Source organism: Oceanospirillum sp. (assembly GCF_982874595.1).
Window position 1 is genome coordinate 22327 of record NZ_CEYNZH010000018.1, and the last position, 14520, is coordinate 36846.

Consider the following 14520-nt stretch of genomic DNA (forward strand, 5'->3'; position numbering starts at 1 on the left):
AAGGATCGGATCATGCCATTTACTGTTGTCATCCCCGCTCGTTTTGCATCATCACGTTTACCGGGTAAACCCCTTTTGGATATTGAGGGCAAGCCTATGTTGCAGCGGGTGTATGAGCAGGCTCAGAAAAGTGAAGCCAGTCGTATTATTATTGCCACCGATGATCAGAGCATTGCTGATGCGGCTGCAGGCTTTGGTGCTGAGGTATGCCTGACATCCGATCAGCATCCCTCAGGCACGGATCGGTTACAGGAAGTCGCGCAGAAGCTGGGTTTTTATGCCGACGATATTATTGTTAATGTGCAGGGGGATGAGCCGCTTATTCCTCCCCGGCTGATCAATCAGGTTGCCCATAATCTGGCGGCAGATCCCTCGGCAGGCATCTCTACATTGTGCGAACAGATTGAAGATGTGTCAGCGCTACATAACCCGAATGTGGTTAAGGTCGTTACTGATGCCAGAGGATATGCGCTGTATTTTTCCCGCGCGACTATCTCATGGGCGCGGGATGCCTTTACTGAAGAGTTGAATCAGCTGCCGCCATCACCGCTTTACCGACATATCGGTCTCTACGGTTATCGGGTAAAAATGCTGAATGACTTTGTCAGCTGGCAGCCAGCGCCTATTGAGCAGGCGGAACAGTTGGAGCAGCTGCGTGCGCTCTGGAACGGTGTGCGTATTCATGTTGCGGTTGCTGATGAGAGCCATCCGGCTGGTGTGGATACCGCTGAAGATCTGGAACGGGTCCGTGTACATATTCGTCAGCAGTTAACGAAGGGTGAGCGCTGATGTCCCGCATTAAAGTGTTATTTGTTTGTTTGGGGAATATCTGCCGCTCACCAACCGCCGACGGTGTCTTCCGCAAACTGGTGGCAGACGCAGGCCTTCAGGATCTGATTGAGATCGACTCAGCAGGCACAGCCGCCTGGCATATTGGGAAGGCACCTGATCCCCGTACTCAGGAAGTCGCAGCAAGTCGAGGGTACGACCTGAGTAAACTGAGAGCTCGTCAGGCTGTTGCTGAAGATTTCTATGAATATGATCATATTCTTGCGATGGATCAGAGTAACCTTGAAAATCTTCAGCAAATTCGTCCGGCTGATGCTTCCGCCCGGTTGGGATTATTTCTGGACTATGCGCCTCAACTGGGGATTAAAGAGGTACCTGATCCCTATTATGGTGGTGCTGACGGTTTTGAGCAGGTATTAGATCTCGTGGAAGCTGCCGGTAAAAATCTATTGGTGGAGCTGGTTATTCATCATGACAGCTAAATTTCATTTGTCTGACTTGTGATGACCGTAAATCTACCGCTTAAGTGAGTTTTTTGTGCCTAAAAGTCAATCTCTGATCATTCCTGAAGAACACAAAGATCTGCAGGCGTTTAATACGCTGGGCTTTCATGCTTATGCGGCTTACTTTTGCCAGCCTGGGTCCCTTGAAGAATGTCAGCAGGCTCTGGTTTGGGCCAGAGCCCGAAAGCTTCCGGTTTTCGCCTTGGGTGGTGGAAGCAATCTGATCCTTGCCGGCGATATTCCCGGTTTAACATTACAGATGAATAATCTGCAGCGTGACTACAAGCCTCAAGAGGACGGAAGTGTCCGATTGACTGTAGGTGCTGGTGTCACTTGGCACGACCTGGTTATGGAAACTACTGAAAAAGGACTGTTTGGTCTTGAAAATCTGGCGTTGATACCCGGCCGAGTTGGAGCTGCACCGGTACAAAATATCGGGGCTTACGGAACAGAGCTTTCAGATGTACTGGAGTCAGTTGAAGCGGTTCGGGTGAGTGACGGTCGGGTGTACACTCTGACTAAAGACGAGTGTCAGTTTGGATACCGTGACAGTATTTTTAAGTCCGATGCTTATCAGCAGGGAATGCCTGAACACTCCATCATCACAGGTCTTGTTCTTCGTCTGCAGACACACGCGGAACCGAAACTGGGTTATGGCGATTTAGCAGCACGGCTTGAAGGCAAGGAGCGGAGTCCACGTACCCTTGCCGAAGCGGTTTGTTCGATTCGCAGTAGTAAACTGCCGGATCCGGCTGAAGTGGGTAATGCGGGGAGCTTTTTTAAGAACCCTGTTGTTCCCACCGAGTTAGCTGAAACACTGAAAGAACGTTACCCGGAGATGCCTTGTTATCCAGCAGGAGATGGTTTAACTAAGCTAGCAGCGGGTTGGTTGATTCAGCAGTGTGGGTTTAAAGGGACCAAAAGGGGAGCTGTGGGTGTTTATCCTAAGCAGGCTCTGGTATTGGTTCATTATGGTAATGGAGAGGCCTGGGAGTTACTTGAACTGGCTGATGAAATTGTCTACGAGGTTAAGCGGCGTTTTCAGGTTCAACTGGAAAGGGAGCCGCAACTGATTGGCGAATGAAATAACAAAAGGCTGCTTCGGCAGCTTTTTTAATGTCTGAAAATCTCTTCTCTCTTCTCTCTTCTCTCTTCTCTCTTCTCTCTTCTCGGGCTTGTGACGACCTGAAGTATTCACGGTTTTGTCAGTATCTGTTCACTGCTTTGACACGTTATAAATCCATTCTTTATATGCGGTTAATGGATACTGCTGTGTCCTCAATGATTCCCAGCACAAACAGGTGATTTATGAATGCACGGACGAAAACTGAATTACTTTATTCCAATAAGGCTCAATATCCCAATAAGACACAATCTGCAGAAGCTCTGGAGGAACCGCTTTCATGGCTTGGTCAGAAAGGGAGAAAAGCGATACAAAAGTCTGTGGAGGAAAGCCCTGTGATTCGCCATCTGGATAATCTGCAGGGGCAGCTCTCTCAACAGTTAGATAGTTTGACGGCGGTAGTGGAGTCGATGCAGCGGATCAGTCGTATTATGGATCGGATGGCGAAAAAGAATTGCCAACTGAATAGTCGTGCGGGCTTGGTCGACCCTGTGCGTAAGTCCTAGGCTTAGTTTTTTGTGGCCAAAAAAACCCAGTCATAAGACTGGGTTTTTTATTGGTTTCGGGTTATTCACTCCGCCCTGGTTAAGGGAGGGGGATTTATTCCCGGCTAAGACGAGGATCGTTAGCAACCCGGCCTGAGCGTGCTTTACGCTCACGAGGCTTCTTAACGGTCTCTTTCTTTTCAGGCAGGGCGATAGCCTCATCGTTTGGCTGCAGTGTTGGAATCTTCAGCTCAACGTCACCATTCTCTTTGGCCATTTTTGCGCGAACCTTCCGGCTGACGCGTTTCCTCGGTTGAGAGCTTGCTGGCGCTTCAGTCGTTTCTTCCGGGGCTGATGGTTTTTTCTCTGCTGTTTCGTCAGCTATTGATTCAGCTGTTTGTCCCACTACGGGTGTCTTATCGACCTCAGGCGTAGCATTTTCTGCAGTAACGTCAGCAACTGAGGGCTCAGATGACACAGAAGTGTCCTGTTTCTCAGTCACTGGTTCTGCGTCCTCTGCCGTTTGTTCAGCCGGAGCTTTCGCTTGTTCAGCTTCAACAGTCTCTGGTGTGTCTTCTTCTTTGACCTCAGTTTTTTCAGATGCCGTCTCAACGACAGATTCTGTGGATTCCTGAGATTGAGACGCAACCGGAGTTTCTGCTTCAGCAGGTGTATCAGTCTCTGCTTTGCTATCAGCAGTCAAGGATGCCGTTATTTGCGCTTCTTCAACCTTAGCTGTTGTCGGTTCAGGAGCTGTTGTTGCCTCTGTTTTCTCGACATTTTCAGTTGTATTAGCATTGTCTGCAATGACGGGGGCGCTTTGAGTGCCACCAGCAGGTGCCGCCGTCGCTTTGGCTGCTTCAACAGCGCTTTCAGTATCAGACTGAACGGAGGGTTCATCTTCTGTCTGAGAAGCGATGGTTGCTTCAGCTTTAGCCCAGATCGCTTTAGCGGCATCCTGATTCTGTGCATCGTCAGCTGGCGCTTTTTTCTCTTCAGGCTTAGCTGACTTAGCTTGTGGAGCTGCCTCAGGTTTGGCTTTTGTCTCTGTCGGGCCTTCAGATTGCGGATTATTCGCTACAGCCTGATTTGGGTTTTCAGATTGCTCGGTGCCATCGTTGTTGCGGTTACGGCGGCGGCGACGCGGATTATTGCGTGTGCGTTTGTTTTTCGGACGATTGTTTTCACGGGCTTCAGCCTGAGCTTTTTGCTCCTGAATATCTTCCGGGGTGTTTTCAGCAAGATCTTTAGCGTCTTTCGCTTTCTGGTCGCGATTTTGGCGCTTACGGTCGTTGCTTCTGTCCGAGTTCCGCTCATTACGTTTATCTGATTTTTTGTTGTCAGACTTACGGTCAGTTTGCGGCTGTTTATCATCCTGCTCATCGCGGTTGCGATCATCACGGCCATTGCGCTCGTCACGGTTGCGGTTATCACGACGATTATCACGGCGAGGTTTGCGCTCATTACGACGACGGTTGCGATTGGACTTATCGCGGTTGTTACGGCTTTCTTTCTCAGAATCATCCTGAGCCGTTTTGTTCTCCTGAGGTGCTTTTTTGGCGGAGCTGTCATCCGCAAAAAGCTTGCCGAGACCTTTGATCAGCTTGCTGAAGAAGCCTTCTGTCTCAGATGTTTTTTCAGTCTGAGCCGCAGGTGCAGGAGCAGGTGTCGTAGGAACAACGCTACGAACCGCAGCCTGAACACGTTCTGCTGGCTTGGCTGTCGTTGTTTCTTCTTCTTTGTCAGCAGGTTCGATGCTGATCTCAAAGCTGGACTCTTCGCCATTGCCTTCCAGCTGATCATCACGCAGACGGGACACTTCGTAGTGAGGTGTTTCCATGTGCGGGTTTGGTACGATCAGGAGCTCAACACCCTGACGGGTTTCGATATCGCTCAGAGTTTTACGTTTTTCGTTCAGCAGGAAGGTCGCAACGCTGACCGGCAGAATCGCGCGGATCTGTGCGGTGCGGTCTTTCATCGCTTCTTCTTCGATCAGACGCATGATCGACAGAGCCAGAGACTGAACGTCACGGATGGTGCCCTGACCTTCACAGCGTGGGCATACGACGCCGCTGGTTTCTCCCAGAGACGGACGCAGACGCTGGCGGGACATTTCCATCAGACCGAAGCGGGAGATACGACCGATCTGAACGCGGGCACGATCCACTTTCAGAGCATCACGCATGCGGTTTTCAACTTCACGCTGGTTTTTAACCGGCGTCATGTCGATAAAGTCGATAACGATCAGGCCGCCGATATCACGCAGGCGTAGCTGGCGTGCAATCTCATCGGCTGCTTCAAGGTTGGTATTCAGAGCGGTTTCTTCGATATCGCTGCCGCGGGTTGCACGGGCGGAGTTAATATCGATGGAAACCAGTGCCTCGGTGTGGTCGATGACGATCGAGCCACCGGAAGGCAGTTTCACTTCACGCTGGAAAGCGGTTTCGATCTGGCTTTCGATCTGGAAACGGCTGAACAGGGGAACAGGGTCTTCGTATTGCTTGATCTTGTTGCTGAACCCCGGCATCACCTGCTGGATAAAGTTCATCGCTTCCTGGAAGACTTCCGGGCTGTCGATCAGAACTTCACCTACGTCCTGACGCAGGTAGTCGCGCATGGCGCGGATGATCACGTTACTTTCCTGATAAACCAGGAAAGGTGCAGGGCGCTCCATAGCCGCACTTTTGATCGCATCCCAAAGTTGCAACAGATAATCCAGATCCACCTGCAGCTCTTCAGCGCTACGGCCAACGCCAGCGGTACGAACGATAACGCCCATATCGGAAGGGGTTTTCAGCTGATTCATGGCATCACGCAGCTGAGTGCGGTCATCACCTTCAATGCGGCGGGATATACCACCGGCACGGGCATTGTTTGGCATCAGAACCAGGTAGCGACCGGCAAGGCTGACAAACGTCGTCAGGGCAGCGCCCTTGTTACCACGTTCTTCTTTATCAACCTGAACGATAACCTCGGTGCCTTCCTTAACGACATCTTTAATGTTGATGCGGCCCTGAATTTCAGACGGTTTTTTGCTGAAGTATTCTTTGGAGATCTCTTTCAGCGGCAGGAAACCATGGCGTTCAGCGCCAAAGTCAACGAAAGCAGCTTCAAGACTGGGCTCGATACGGGTGATACGGCCACGGTAAATATTGGCTTTTTTCTGCTCACGGGAGCCGGATTCAATATCCAGATCGTACAGTCTTTGGCCATCTACAAGGGCAACACGCAACTCTTCAGGTTGGGTTGCGTTTATTAACATTCTTTTCATCGAAGTCTTCTGGGTCCTTGGGACACCCAGTGCCAGCAAGCTGACCAACCTTCGGGAGCTAGGAATCAAGATTTTTATGCGTGCTTAATGCTCTTCCGCACCGGCTATTGGTTATCTGATCTGCATTTGGGCAGTTTCTGATCGTTAGGCCGAACTCTGACTACGTTTCCTGTGAGCATTGAGCTCGACGGAACAGGGCAGTTAAAGGTGAAAAACATACTGGTGGCTTGGTACAGGACTGGATGACGACAAATGATGATACCGGGGCTGGCAATCGGCCAGCGCTAAACAATCCAGTCGTTCCGCAAGTCTCACCGGACACGAAACATAAGTTGATCCGTTCGCACTGCTCAGGTTGTTTGGGTGTGCTGTTAACGGAAATTGCAAGCTGTTCATCCAGCTCACATTCAATGTGTAATCTGTTACCATCTCGCTGATTGCTGTCAGTCCGTACACGTTACGGGTACTACGCAGCAGAATAGCGGTGATATCTGCCTGAAAATGCCGGGCTGTTTTTCCTGTCGGGGGAGTTCATACCCCATCGCTCAGGTGTGCAGGCGACAAAATAGATGTCAGTTGTTAGTCTTTTTTCAGGCGGTCTGCAATATAGCAGTTATCGTTGAAACCATCAATTTGATTTAGTTGAAGAACTGCCGGGAGGCTATGTGGCCGAAGCTGCTCACTCTGTTCGTTTTGTTACCATCGATAGTCACAATGAAGGGCAGAGAGTCGATAATTTTCTGATCACTTTTCTGAAGGGGGTGCCGAAGAATCTTGTCTATCGGATTATCCGAAAGGGCGAAGTTCGGGTAAACAAGAAACGAGTGAAAGCGGTTTATCGTTTGCAGGCGGGTGATCTCGTGCGAGTACCTCCGGTTAGGGTTGCTGAGAAAGCGGAAGATATGCCGGTCAGTAAGGAATTGGCACAGGCGCTTGAGTCGGCTGTTCTGAAAGAGACGGATGACTGGTTGGTGATCAATAAGCCTCAGGGGCTGGCTGTTCATGCAGGCTCCGGGATTCAGGGTGGCCTGATTGAAAGTTTGCGGCAGATTCGCCCTGAGGGAAGTTATCTCGAGCTGGTGCATCGTCTGGATAAAGATACATCCGGCTGCCTATTGATCGCTAAAAACCGGAAGGCGCTAAATTTTTTGCAAGAGCAGTTAAAAGCGAAGGCCTTTCGAAAGAAATACCACGCCCTTGTTTTGGGGCGCTGGCCGCAAGCGGTAGAGGAAATAAATGTCCCGCTTAAAAAACACGATATTGGTGGCCGTGAGCGTGTTGTAAAAGTCGACGCGAAGGAGGGTAAGGCTTCTCTGACCCGTTTTCGGGTACTGAAACGCCTGAACGCCCAAGGGGTTCAGTGCACCTTGGTTGAGGCTGAGCCGGTTACTGGCCGCACTCACCAGATTCGTGTTCATGCTCAATCGATCGGCCATAGCCTTGTCGGTGATGTGAAGTACGGTGATGAAAAAGTGCACCAGCATTTTAAAGGTCTTGGCTTTAAGCGTTTGTTTCTTCATGCGGCATCTCTTGGTTTTCCCGATCCGGCCAGTGGAACTTTTGTCGAGATTAAGGCGCCTTATGAGGCGAGTTTAAGAAATATTCTCGACCGTTTAGCTGAGCTTTAAGCGGTTCGGTAATAACGGCAACATTTACAGTTAACAGATGATGGGCATGCAATGTTAGGTTCTAATGCCAGCGACTTATGTGTGCTGTTAATCTGAGTTTGGGTGATTTGTGAAGTATCCATTTGTGATTTTTGATTGGGATGGCACCTTGGTGGATTCCGAGGCGCGCATTATTACCAGTATGCAGGCTGCAGCAGATGATTATGGTTGGCAGCCAGCGCTGACCGATGAGGCGGTGCGTAATATTATCGGTTTGGCATTGCCTGAGGCGATTCGTCATATTTGCCCCGGAATTGATGAAGAAGGTGTTGAGGTTATTCGTCAGGGTTATACCTATCACTTTCTGGAGCAGTCCAGTCTTGATATGCCTCTTTTTGATGGTGTGATGGATGGCCTGCATCGTTTAAAAGAAGCTGGATGTATGTTGGCGGTAGCTACCGGTAAGAGTCGAAAAGGGTTGGATCGTGTGTTGCCGGAAGTGGGGCTGGATAAGCTGTTTGCACATACACGATGTGCGGATGAGACGCTGTCGAAACCCGATCCTTTAATGTTGCATGAACTGCTGGATGTAACCGGCTTCGATGTTCGTCAGGCCGTAATGGTTGGCGATACCGAATATGATCTGGGGATGGCGAAAAATGCCGGTATGGACCGTATTGCCGTAACCTATGGTGCGCATCATCCGGATCGTTTGCAGAGTTATAACCCCGTTTTTGTGGCCGATCATTTTATTCAGCTGGTTGACTGGGTTCTAGCGGATTAGCAGGGATAGGCAAAAGAATTGATTGCTTTATAAGGTTTGAGGGGAGGGGCAAATGAGTCAATCTGATTGGAATGAGCCAAAAGCTGGCGAAGAGATAAAGGCGCGACCTGATGCGGTTCAGAGGCAGGCTGCTCCAGCTGCGGGCGCAGAGGGTAATAAAGTGGTACCGGAAAATCCTGTGGTTCAGCAAAATAAAATGATGCAGCAGTGGTTAATGGAAACGCTGAAAGAGCAGCGCCGGGCGCGCCGTTGGAAGCTTTTCTTCCGTTTTGTTCGTTTTGCTATCGTCATCGTGGCTTTGGTATTTGTCTGGAAATCATCGAATCAGGTGGGTGGCGAAGAGTTTGCCGGTGAACACGTTGCCGTGGTTAATGTTCTGGGTCAGATTGGTGAAGAACAGGAAGCGAATGCCGACTCTCTGATTCGTGGAATTCGTGCCGCTTTTAATGATAGTGGTACCCGGGCGCTGATCCTGAATATCAACAGTCCTGGTGGCAGTCCTGTGCATTCTGGTGAAGTTTACGACGAGCTGGTGCGTTTGCGGGCGAAACATCCGGATACGCCTGTGTTTGCTGTTATCCGTGATATGGGAGCCTCCGGTGCTTATTATATCGCTGCCGGTGCTGATGAGATCTATGCCAATCGGGCTAGCCTGGTGGGATCTATCGGTGTGGTGTCTGCTGGCTTTGGTCTGGGCGGATTAATTGAGAAGCTCGGCGTTGAACGTCGGGTGTTTACCTCCGGTGATAATAAGGCGTTTCTTGATCCCTTTACTGAGATGAGTGCTAAACAGGCTGAGTTCTGGCAGTCAGTGCTCTCTCAGACTCATCAGCAGTTTATTAAAGCGGTGAAAGATGGGCGTGGTGATCGCCTGGTAGAGGATCCTGAGATCTTTTCGGGATTGGTATGGAGTGGTGAGCAGGCAGTTGACCTTGGTCTGATCGACGGCCTTGCCAGTGTGCGCCAGGTGGCAGAAGAGCAGGTGGGTGTGAGTCGCCTGATGGACTTTACACCAGAGCCATCTCCCTGGAAGCAGATTAGTCGTGAGATGGGGGTTCAGTTAAAAGCCTTGCTGAATGAGCCAGCGTTGTACTGATTGCATCGGCACTATTTTCGAAATGAAAAAGCGGATAGCTGGGCTATCCGCTTTTTTTGCCTGAAACTGCTTTAGTCCAGTGGGTACATGTCGAATTCTTGCAGTAGGTCACACAGGGCTATTAGCGGTAGTCCGACAAGAGTGTTAGGGTCGCGACCTTCAAGGCGATCAAAAAGAGTGATGCCGAGGCCTTCTGACTTAAAGCTGCCAGCGCAATCCAGTGGCTGTTCTTTGTCGATATAGCGGCTGATCTGTTTGTCGTTCAAGGGGCGAAAATAAACATCAAAAGATTCAACAAGACTTTTGGTTTGCTGGCTGGCTGTGTTGTGAAGGGCTAATCCGGTATAGAAGGTTATTTTTTTCCCACTGAAACTTTTAAGTTGCCTTTGGGCGTTGTCTTTAGTGTGCGGTTTGCCGATAATGCGCCCGTCAAACGTAGCGACCTGGTCGCTGCCGATGATCAGGCTGTTAGGGTGGTTCTCTGCCAGAGCGAAAGCTTTCTCTCTGGCAAGGCGTTCTACCAGTGTGCTGGCACTCTCCTCGGCATGAGCTGACTCGTTAATATTGGGAGCCTTCTGAATAAAAGGAAGGCCCAGTTTTTCAAGCAGTTGTTTGCGGTAGGAAGATGTGGATGCCAGAACCAGTGAGAGCATGTAAATAATATCCTTTTGATTAGGGTGTTTATCAGCTGCAGCTAGCGTGCTGAGATGTCATTTTAGTGCGTCAGATAAGCATGGGTGATGGATAACCCCCTGAAAAGTCGATTGTATCCGATCTTTTCTGAGATTATTTGCTGTTCTTGTCTTCAATCCTTTGACAGTTGCGGGTCATATCCCTATTATTGCGCGCTTATGTTTGGTGACCGACTTCCCATTACAATCGAGCCGTACAAACTAGCTCGTGATGCTGGTGTTTTAGAGGGGGATATCTCTCTTGAAAAATGCCATCGCGTGCTTGATGCCCTCGTCAATAGCGATGGGCATTGTCATGTGCGTCTTGAGTTCGATATTGACCCTCAGAGAATCCGCTTTATACGTGGCCGTCTGAAGGGCCTGTTTCAGGTCCCCTGTCAGCGATGTATGCAGGCGATGCCTTATGAGGTTGATAGCGAATTTCTGTTAGCTATCGCTGCTTCTGATGAGGCTGCGGCTAACTTGCCGAAACAGTATGAACCGCTGATCGTCGAAGACGAAAAGCTTGAGTTGTTGCCTGTGATTGAAGATGAAATTCTTCTCACGCTGCCTATCGCGGCGTATCACGATGAAGGTGATTGCTCTGTAACAAGTGAAATGCTGGTTTCAGGTGAAGCAGAAGAAGTCCAACCTGAAACTAAACCGGAAAATCCTTTCAGTGTTTTAGAACAACTGAAGGGAAAACGTTAACTGCAACCTCTAGTTGTATTTAGGAGTGAGTTGTCATGGCTGTTCAACAGAACCGTAAAACCCGTTCTAAGCGCGGTATGCGTCGTTCTCACGATGCGCTGTCTGCGTCTACGCTTTCAGAAGATAAAACTACCGGTGAAGTTCACCTGCGTCACCACGTGACTGCAGATGGCTTTTACCGTGGCAGCAAAGTGGTTGACAAAGGCGACGAATAAGGTCGGCTTGTGTTAATCGCTATTGATGCGATGGGCGGGGACTTCGGTCCCCGCGTTGCCATTCCCGCAGCGCTTCGGGCGCTCAAAAAAGACCCTCGTCTTTCTGTTCTTCTGGTTGGCGATCTTAAAGAGATCCAACCCCTGCTTCCTGAGCAATCTCCGCTACTTTCGCGTATTCATCTTCGTCATTCTGATATTTCTGTTGCTATGGGTGATAGTCCTAAGTATGTGCTGCGACATCAGAAAGGGTCTTCTATCCATGTCGCTGTTCAGTCTGTTGCTGATAAAGAGTCTGTTGCCTGTGTCAGTGCGGGTAATACCGGGGCGCTTGCGGTCATCAGTCGTTATCTGCTGAAAATGTATCCCGGTGTCAGTCGCCCGGCCATCTGTAGTCAGCTGCCTGTTAATGGCGGTGAATGTCTGATGCTGGATCTGGGGGCTAACCTGGGTTGTGATGCTGACGACCTCTATCAGTTTGCCCTGATGGGGAGTGCTATGGCTGAGGTGATGCAGGGTAAAGAATCGCCCTCGGTGGGTTTGCTGAATGTCGGAGAAGAAGAGCTGAAAGGTACTGAGCTGGTTCGTGATGCGGCTGCTATTCTTTCGGCTTCGAAAGCAATCCGTTACGACGGTTTTGTCGAAGGAAGTGATATCTTTGCCGGTCAGGTCGATGTCATAGTTTGTGACGGTGTTTCCGGAAATACCGCTCTTAAAACCAGCGAGGGTGTGGTTCGCTTTCTGTTTCAACAGATTCGTCAGGGGTTTAAGAGTTCGCTGTATGCCCGAATTGTCAGTATTCTCGTCAGGCCTGTTTTGAAAGGGATTAAACGCTCTCTGAATCCCGAACGGTATAATGGGGCGGTTTTGCTGGGGCTTCAGGGTGTTGTGGTAAAGAGTCATGGCGCTGCTGAAGTGGAAGGTTTCTATCGTGCGATTCTGCATGCGGTTCATGCTGTCGAAACTGGGCTCTGTCAGCATGTAGGCGAGAAAGTCGCAAATGGTAACTCGGGCGCAGTTTTTTAATTTGGCCTCGATTTTTTTTTTGCTGTGCTATAATCGCGCGCTAATCTGGCCTAGGGGGCAGATTATTGCCTCACACGGCCTGATTGTTGTGGGCAATTTGCAAGGATCATAAGGGGTTCAGCCCTAGCCATTACGGCTGAAACCTAATTTATAATAACAGTGTAAAGGGTTTGCTATGACACAGTCCCTGGCTTTTGTTTTTCCTGGACAGGGTTCGCAGGCAGTAGGCATGCTGAGTGAACTGGCTGATCGTTATGCGGTAGTTCGCACAACATTTGAAGAAGCCTCACAAATTTTAGGTTATGACCTCTGGCAGCTGGTTCAGGAAGGCCCTGCAGAGGCATTAAACCAAACCGATAAAACACAACCGGCTATTCTGACTGCCAGTGTTGCTATCTGGCGTGTGTGGCAGGAGTTGGAAGGCCCTCGTCCGGCAATGGTTTCCGGCCATAGTCTGGGTGAGTATAGTGCCCTGGTGTGTGCGGGTGCTATGAGTTTTGCTGACGCGGTTCGTCTGGTTAAGCTGCGTGGAGAATTTATGCAGCAAGCTGTGCCGGAAGGTGCGGGTGCGATGGCTGCGATTCTTGGGCTGGCGGATGACAAAGTTGAAGAAGCCTGTCAGGCTGCTGCCGAAGGCGATGTCGTTGCTCCGGTTAACTACAATTGCCCGGGGCAGGTCGTGATTGCAGGTAGTGCTGCAGCGGTCGAACGCGCGGGTACAAAATGTCAGGAATTGGGCGCGAAGCGTGTTGTTTCGCTTCCGGTTAGTGTTCCTTCGCACTGTGAGCTGATGAAGCCTGCAGCAGAGCGACTGGCTGAAGAGCTGGACAAAATCACTATCGAAGAGCCGCGTATTCCGGTTGTTCAGAACGTTGATGGTCTGCCTCACGGCGACGTCGATATCATCCGTGAAAATCTGTTGGCTCAATTGTATAGCCCGGTTCGCTGGGTATCCTGTGTTGAGCATATGATTGCGCAGGATGTTGATACGACAGTTGAGTGTGGTCCGGGCAAAGTTTTGGTTGGTCTTAATAAGAAGATTCAGCGTAGCCTGAAAGTTCTGGCGGTCAATGACCCTGAGTCATTAACATCGACCATTGAGCTGGTTAAAGGCGCCTAAGTTTTACTCTTACGGAGAATCAGATGAGTATTGAAGGAAAAGTAGCTCTGGTAACAGGTGCAAGCCGTGGTATCGGTCGTGCAACTGCATATGCTCTGGGCAAGATGGGTGCCATCGTTGTGGGTACTGCCACTTCTGAATCCGGTGCTCAGAATATTACTGAAGGTCTTGCGGAGCAGGGCTACCAGGGTAAAGGTTATGTCCTGAATGTAACTTCTCAGGAGTCTGTTGACTCTGTTGTTAAAGCGATTACTGAAGAATTCGGTGCTCCTTTGATCGTCATCAATAACGCGGGCATTACACAGGATAACCTGCTGATGCGTATGAAAGAGGATGAGTGGGATTCTGTTATCGACACCAACCTGAAGTCTGTTTACCGTGTTGCCAAGGCAACCATGCGTGGTATGACGAAAGCGCGTTGGGGTCGTATTGTGAATATCAGCTCTGTTGTTGCTACCATGGGCAACATGGGGCAGAGCAACTACGCGGCGGCTAAAGCGGGTATGGAAGGTTTTACCCGTGCAATGGCTCGTGAAGTGGCTTCCCGTAACATCACAGTTAATGCAGTTGCTCCGGGCTTTATTGCAACGGATATGACACACGCATTGCCTGAAGAGCAGCATAAAATGTTGCTGACACAGATTCCTCTGGCCCGTCTGGGCCAGCCAGAAGAGATTGCTAATGCTGTCGCTTTCCTGGCGAGTGAAGGTGCGAGTTACATCACTGGTGAAACTCTGCAAGTTAATGGCGGCATGAATATGCGCTAAAGCTGGTTGTTGGCTGGTAGCTATTGCGCCACTCAGTAACCCTCTATAAAATACCGATCAGCTTTTATTGCTGTTCGGATATTTGTACCCACAGGAGAAATTTTAAGTTATGAGCACTATCGAAGAGCGTGTAAAAAAGATCGTAAGTGAGCAGCTGGGTGTTAAAGAAGAAGAAATCACCAATGCATCTTCTTTCGTTGACGATCTGGGTGCAGACTCTCTGGACACCGTTGAGCTGGTAATGGCTCTGGAAGAAGAGTTTGAAACTGAGATTCCTGATGAAGAAGCTGAGAAGATTACTACCGTTCAGGAAGCAATCGACTACGTAGTTTCTCACCAGTAAGATCAGGTGAGT

15 protein-coding genes are annotated in these 14520 nt (G+C 49.8%); 13 read left to right on the forward strand and 2 right to left on the reverse strand.

The genetic code is table 11. The annotated features are described in order from the left end of the window. The first annotated feature begins 12 nt into the window (after positions 1-12). The 4 genes from kdsB to AC4GL5_RS09905 all read left to right on the forward strand — a co-directional run bounded on the left by kdsB (position 13) and on the right by AC4GL5_RS09905 (position 2921). Complete coding sequence (kdsB, locus tag AC4GL5_RS09890) at positions 13-789, forward strand: 3-deoxy-manno-octulosonate cytidylyltransferase (RefSeq protein WP_490382616.1); 777 nt, start codon at positions 13-15, stop codon at positions 787-789. Next, positions 789-1271, forward strand: a complete 483-nt coding sequence (locus AC4GL5_RS09895; protein WP_490382617.1) for a low molecular weight protein-tyrosine-phosphatase — start codon at positions 789-791, stop codon at positions 1269-1271. Before kdsB ends, AC4GL5_RS09895 begins: the two co-directional genes overlap by 1 nt. 55 nt (positions 1272-1326) lie before the next feature. After that, a complete protein-coding gene (murB, locus tag AC4GL5_RS09900; protein ID WP_490382618.1) occupies positions 1327-2376 on the forward strand; it encodes a UDP-N-acetylmuramate dehydrogenase in 1050 nt (349 codons plus the stop codon). A 224-nt stretch (positions 2377-2600) separates the two neighbouring features. Beyond that, positions 2601-2921 (forward strand): hypothetical protein, encoded by a 321-nt coding sequence (locus AC4GL5_RS09905; RefSeq protein WP_490382619.1) that lies wholly within the window; start codon positions 2601-2603, stop codon positions 2919-2921. A 94-nt stretch (positions 2922-3015) separates the two neighbouring features. Here the strand turns inward: AC4GL5_RS09905 and rne are convergent, their stop codons facing one another. Beyond that, the gene (gene rne, locus AC4GL5_RS09910) at positions 3016-6171 is read right to left on the reverse strand and encodes a ribonuclease E (RefSeq protein WP_490382620.1); all 3156 of its coding nucleotides are present in this window, start codon (positions 6169-6171) and stop codon (positions 3016-3018) included. Between the two features lie 665 nt (positions 6172-6836). Here rne and AC4GL5_RS09915 point away from each other — a divergent pair. From AC4GL5_RS09915 to AC4GL5_RS09925, 3 genes are all read left to right on the forward strand, one after another. Beyond that, positions 6837-7799: an RluA family pseudouridine synthase gene (locus AC4GL5_RS09915; RefSeq protein ID WP_490382621.1), complete on the forward strand. Its 963-nt coding sequence runs from the start codon at positions 6837-6839 to the stop codon at positions 7797-7799. 109 nt (positions 7800-7908) lie between these two features. Beyond that, positions 7909-8562, forward strand: a complete 654-nt coding sequence (locus AC4GL5_RS09920; protein WP_490382622.1) for an HAD family hydrolase — start codon at positions 7909-7911, stop codon at positions 8560-8562. A 52-nt stretch (positions 8563-8614) separates the two neighbouring features. Then, the gene (locus tag AC4GL5_RS09925) at positions 8615-9658 is read left to right on the forward strand and encodes a S49 family peptidase (RefSeq protein WP_490382623.1); all 1044 of its coding nucleotides are present in this window, start codon (positions 8615-8617) and stop codon (positions 9656-9658) included. A 71-nt stretch (positions 9659-9729) separates the two neighbouring features. On the opposite strand, the gene AC4GL5_RS09930 is transcribed toward AC4GL5_RS09925, so the two are convergent. Then, entirely contained in the window at positions 9730-10311 is a 582-nt protein-coding gene (locus tag AC4GL5_RS09930) for a Maf family protein (RefSeq protein WP_490382624.1), read from the reverse strand. Between the two features lie 87 nt (positions 10312-10398). On the opposite strand from AC4GL5_RS09930, the gene AC4GL5_RS09935 reads away from it, so the two are divergent. The 6 genes from AC4GL5_RS09935 to acpP all read left to right on the forward strand — a co-directional run bounded on the left by AC4GL5_RS09935 (position 10399) and on the right by acpP (position 14508). Further along, positions 10399-11040 (forward strand): YceD family protein, encoded by a 642-nt coding sequence (locus AC4GL5_RS09935; RefSeq protein ID WP_490382625.1) that lies wholly within the window; start codon positions 10399-10401, stop codon positions 11038-11040. Between the two features lie 35 nt (positions 11041-11075). Then, on the forward strand, positions 11076-11255 hold the full coding sequence (gene rpmF / locus AC4GL5_RS09940; RefSeq protein ID WP_490382626.1) for a 50S ribosomal protein L32: 180 nt from the start codon (positions 11076-11078) through the stop codon (positions 11253-11255). A gap of 9 nt (positions 11256-11264) precedes the next feature. Further along, a complete protein-coding gene (gene plsX / locus AC4GL5_RS09945) occupies positions 11265-12278 on the forward strand; it encodes a phosphate acyltransferase PlsX (RefSeq protein WP_490382627.1) in 1014 nt (337 codons plus the stop codon). 175 nt (positions 12279-12453) lie between these two features. After that, positions 12454-13398, forward strand: a complete 945-nt coding sequence (gene fabD, locus AC4GL5_RS09950; protein ID WP_490382628.1) for an ACP S-malonyltransferase — start codon at positions 12454-12456, stop codon at positions 13396-13398. Positions 13399-13421: 23 nt separating this feature from the next. Then, complete coding sequence (gene fabG / locus AC4GL5_RS09955; protein ID WP_490382629.1) at positions 13422-14165, forward strand: 3-oxoacyl-ACP reductase FabG; 744 nt, start codon at positions 13422-13424, stop codon at positions 14163-14165. Between the two features lie 109 nt (positions 14166-14274). After that, positions 14275-14508 carry an acyl carrier protein gene (gene acpP / locus AC4GL5_RS09960; protein WP_077242679.1) on the forward strand — a complete coding sequence of 78 codons (234 nt, stop codon included), beginning with the start codon at positions 14275-14277 and terminating at the stop codon, positions 14506-14508. Positions 14509-14520: the final 12 nt, after the last annotated feature.

Bases quoted from the DNA above. Each gene is read 5' to 3' on its own strand.
- kdsB (WP_490382616.1), top strand. From the start codon at position 13: ATGCCATTTACTGTTGTCATCCCCGCTCGTTTTGCATCATCACGTTTA.
- AC4GL5_RS09895 (WP_490382617.1), top strand. From the start codon at position 789: ATGTCCCGCATTAAAGTGTTATTTGTTTGTTTGGGGAATATCTGCCGC.
- AC4GL5_RS09905 (WP_490382619.1), top strand. From the start codon at position 2,601: ATGAATGCACGGACGAAAACTGAATTACTTTATTCCAATAAGGCTCAA.
- rne (WP_490382620.1), bottom strand. From the start codon at position 6,171: ATGAAAAGAATGTTAATAAACGCAACCCAACCTGAAGAGTTGCGTGTT.
- AC4GL5_RS09925 (WP_490382623.1), top strand. From the start codon at position 8,615: ATGAGTCAATCTGATTGGAATGAGCCAAAAGCTGGCGAAGAGATAAAG.
- AC4GL5_RS09930 (WP_490382624.1), bottom strand. From the start codon at position 10,311: ATGCTCTCACTGGTTCTGGCATCCACATCTTCCTACCGCAAACAACTG.
- AC4GL5_RS09935 (WP_490382625.1), top strand. From the start codon at position 10,399: ATGGATAACCCCCTGAAAAGTCGATTGTATCCGATCTTTTCTGAGATT.
- rpmF (WP_490382626.1), top strand. From the start codon at position 11,076: ATGGCTGTTCAACAGAACCGTAAAACCCGTTCTAAGCGCGGTATGCGT.
- fabD (WP_490382628.1), top strand. From the start codon at position 12,454: ATGACACAGTCCCTGGCTTTTGTTTTTCCTGGACAGGGTTCGCAGGCA.
- fabG (WP_490382629.1), top strand. From the start codon at position 13,422: ATGAGTATTGAAGGAAAAGTAGCTCTGGTAACAGGTGCAAGCCGTGGT.
- acpP (WP_077242679.1), top strand. From the start codon at position 14,275: ATGAGCACTATCGAAGAGCGTGTAAAAAAGATCGTAAGTGAGCAGCTG.